The following is a 3,588-nucleotide window of genomic DNA, read 5'->3' as shown; positions in this document are numbered from 1 at the left end:
TCACGGTAGCCGTTACGGTAGGTCTCCCGCTCGTCACTGCGCTCATGAGGCTCTGCGTTGATGCGCTGAGTGACATCGGCCTCCATGATGCGGTTGAGCATAAATTCGGTGAGTTCACGCAGAAAGTCCTCGCCGCCGAGTTGCATCAGGGTGTTGCTGAATGTCATGCTGTTGTCGGCCATCGGTTGACTCCTTCTGAGATAATTGTCTAATTAACCATTACCTTACCGGATAAGCCAATGGCTCTCACCATCCTTCCAAATTTACACCACGTCCTAAGACTCTACCTAGGCGGCGCAGCAAGGTAAACGGCAAAATGATCTTGCCAAAGTCCGTATGCTTGAAGTCCCCCCACAGGTCTTCCGCGTTTTTCCAAATTAAAGTCAGCCTGTGAAGCTGCCGATCCCGTAAATTCGTTCATTCTGGACTTCAACCACCTTTTGCACAGAACGGTACTGTAGTCAATCTGCGAATTTCAACCAGATTTTGCACAAAAGGGGGATGGAATTCAGTTCTTGACTAAATTTGCGATCCTACCTCAGAATGCAAATAGCCAAAGTTTTATGCGGATTTATGGTTGCTGGCAAAACAGCGGCTACAAGGCTGCGGTTTGCGCTAGGTCTGGGGCGGCGGGCAATGTACCCATACTCAGGCTGAGCAATTTCTCTCCTTCCGACGTGATGGCGTCACCGACCATATGGTAAGTTTAATCTGGCTGATATAACCTAGCGAGATAGGACTGTCCGGATTGATGTTTTTTTCTCCAGAATGTCAGGTCATTAACCTTGAAAAATTTGAAGGATGACCTCATTTAATCTCCAGTAGCAACTTGACCTGATAGGGGGAAATTATGCATCTGGATCGTCTTACTAACAAATTCCAACTGGCACTTGCCGACGCTCAGTCACTAGCTCTTGGCCACGGTAACCAATTCATTGAACCTCTGCATCTGATGAGTGCACTGTTCACTCAGGAAGGGGGATCCGTTCGCTCTTTACTGACTTCAGCCAGCGTGGACGTTTCGTCCCTGCGTAACGCAATTGAACAGGCGCTCAGCCGTCTGCCGCAGGTGGAAGGGACCTATGGTGATGTTCAGCCTTCTGCCGACTTGGTGCGGGTACTTAATTTGTGCGACAAGCTGGCGCAGGAGCGCGGCGACAATTTTATCTCTTCAGAATTATTCGTTCTGGCGGCGCTCGACTCGCGTGGTTCGCTGGCTGATTTATTGAAATCAGCCGGAGCAACCAGCGATAAGCTAACAAAAGCCATAGACCAGATGCGTAGAGGCGATAGCGTGAACGACCAGGGCGCTGAAGATCAGCGCCAAGTATTAAAGAAATACACCATCGATCTGACCGAGCGTGCTGAGTTGGGCAAACTTGACCCGGTCATCGGCCGTGACGAAGAGATCCGCCGTACGATTCAGGTTCTGCAGCGCCGTACCAAAAATAACCCGGTGCTGATCGGCGAGCCAGGTGTGGGTAAAACGGCGATCGTGGAAGGGCTAGCGCAGCGCATTATCAATGGTGAAGTGCCGGAAGGGCTGAAAGGTCGCCGCGTCCTGTCACTGGATATGGGGGCATTGATTGCCGGGGCGAAGTACCGTGGTGAGTTCGAAGAGCGCCTGAAAGCGGTATTGAGCGACCTTTCAAAACAGGAAGGTAACGTCATTCTGTTTATTGACGAGCTGCATACCATGGTCGGCGCGGGTAAAGCCGATGGCGCAATGGATGCCGGTAATATGCTGAAACCGGCACTGGCGCGCGGTGAGCTGCACTGCGTGGGTGCCACTACGCTGGATGAGTATCGTCAGTACATAGAGAAGGATGCCGCGCTGGAGCGTCGATTCCAGAAAGTGTTTGTTGCCGAACCGAGCGTGGAAGACACGATCGCTATTCTGCGCGGGCTGAAAGAGCGCTATGAGCTGCATCACCATGTGCAGATCACCGATCCAGCGATTGTGGCGGCCGCGACCTTAGTGCATCGCTATATTGCTGACCGACAGCTGCCAGACAAAGCCATCGACCTGATCGATGAAGCGGCTTCAAGCATCCGTATGCAGATTGACTCGAAGCCGGAATCACTGGACCGTCTGGAACGCCGGATTATCCAGCTCAAGCTGGAGCAGCAGGCGCTGAAGAAAGAGTCTGACGATGCCAGCATCAAGCGTCTGGATATGCTGGAAGCTGAGCTGAGCCAGAAAGAGCACGAGTATTCAGCGCTGGAAGAAGAGTGGAAGGCGGAAAAAGCCTCACTCTCCGGTACTCAGCATATCAAGACAGAGCTGGAAAATGCCAAGCTGGCGATGGAGCAGGCGCGGCGCCAGGGCGATCTGGCCCAGATGTCAGAGCTGCAGTACGGTAAAATTCCAGAGTTGGAAAAACAGCTGGAGAGCGCCACTCAGTCTGAAGGCAAAACCATGCGCCTGTTGCGTAACCGCGTGACCGACGTCGAAATTGCCGACGTACTGGCTCGCTGGACTGGGATCCCAGTGGACCGCATGATGGAAGGTGAGCGCGATAAGATGCTGCGTATGGAGCAGCAGCTGCATACTCGCGTGATTGGTCAGAACGAAGCGGTTGAAGCAGTTTCAAATGCCATTCGCCGCAGTCGTGCAGGTCTGGCCGATCCTAACCGCCCGATCGGTTCATTCCTGTTCCTTGGTCCAACCGGGGTGGGTAAAACCGAGTTATGCAAAGCGCTGGCGAACTTTATGTTCGACAGTGACGATGCCATGGTTCGCATTGATATGTCAGAGTTTATGGAAAAACACTCGGTGTCGCGTCTGGTAGGTGCTCCTCCTGGCTATGTCGGATATGAAGCGGGGGGCTACCTGACAGAAGCGGTTCGCCGTCGTCCATATTCTGTTATCCTGCTGGACGAAGTCGAGAAGGCGCATCCGGATGTGTTCAACATTCTGCTGCAGGTACTGGATGATGGTCGCCTGACGGATGGTCAGGGTAGAACGGTCGATTTCCGCAACACCGTTGTGATCATGACTTCGAACCTCGGTTCCGACCTGATTCAGGAGCGTTTCGGCGCGCTGAGTTACGATGCTATGAAAGAGATGGTGATGGCTGTTGTCAGCCAAAGCTTCCGTCCTGAGTTCATCAATCGTATTGATGAGCTGATGGTCTTCCACCCGCTGGGCGAGCAGCATATTGCTTCTATTGCACGTATTCAGCTGACGCGTCTGTATCAGCGCCTTGAAGAGCGCGGTTATGAACTACATATCTCAGAAACAGCATTGCAGAAACTGGTGGAGAATGGTTACGACCCGGTTTACGGGGCAAGGCCGCTGAAACGTGCGATTCAGCATCAAATAGAGAATCCGCTGGCGCAGCAGATTTTATCCGGGGCGTTAGTACCGGGCAAAATCATCCAAATGGATGTGGAAAACGATGTCATCGTCGCACATCAGTAATAACGGTAATAAACAAAAATGGGCCTTTGGCCCATTTTTGTTTATTAAAGCGGTAAAAAAAACGGGCTTTAAAGGGTGTTTTACCTAGAAAGTGAGCGTTTGAAAAGTTTTTTGCGATTTGCCCTTGCTAGTCTCCAGAAATTGCCTATACTGCGCCTCTGCAA

At 52.0% G+C, this 3,588-nt stretch carries 2 protein-coding genes and 1 pseudogene; 1 reads left to right on the top strand and 2 read right to left on the bottom strand.

Annotated features, from left to right (window positions below; genetic code table 11):
- Positions 1–182: transposase (locus BBW68_RS05300; protein ID WP_186821247.1), on the bottom strand; the 182-nt coding region annotated here is incomplete at its 3' end.
- A gap of 106 nt (positions 183–288) precedes the next feature.
- Positions 289–421: pseudogene (locus BBW68_RS20555) on the bottom strand (type I restriction-modification system subunit M N-terminal domain-containing protein); the annotation flags it as partial.
- Between the two features lie 429 nt (positions 422–850).
- Between BBW68_RS20555 and clpB the strand changes: the two are divergent.
- On the top strand, positions 851–3,424 hold the full coding sequence (gene clpB / locus BBW68_RS05295) for an ATP-dependent chaperone ClpB (protein ID WP_070134314.1): 2,574 nt from the start codon (positions 851–853) through the stop codon (positions 3,422–3,424).
- Positions 3,425–3,588 lie beyond the last annotated feature (164 nt).

It is taken from the genome of Candidatus Erwinia dacicola (genome assembly GCF_001756855.1).
GTDB classification, from domain to species: domain Bacteria; phylum Pseudomonadota; class Gammaproteobacteria; order Enterobacterales; family Enterobacteriaceae; genus Erwinia; species Erwinia dacicola.
The sequence above is the reverse complement of the archived record's forward strand: the minus strand, read 5'-3'. Positions and strand labels throughout refer to the sequence as shown.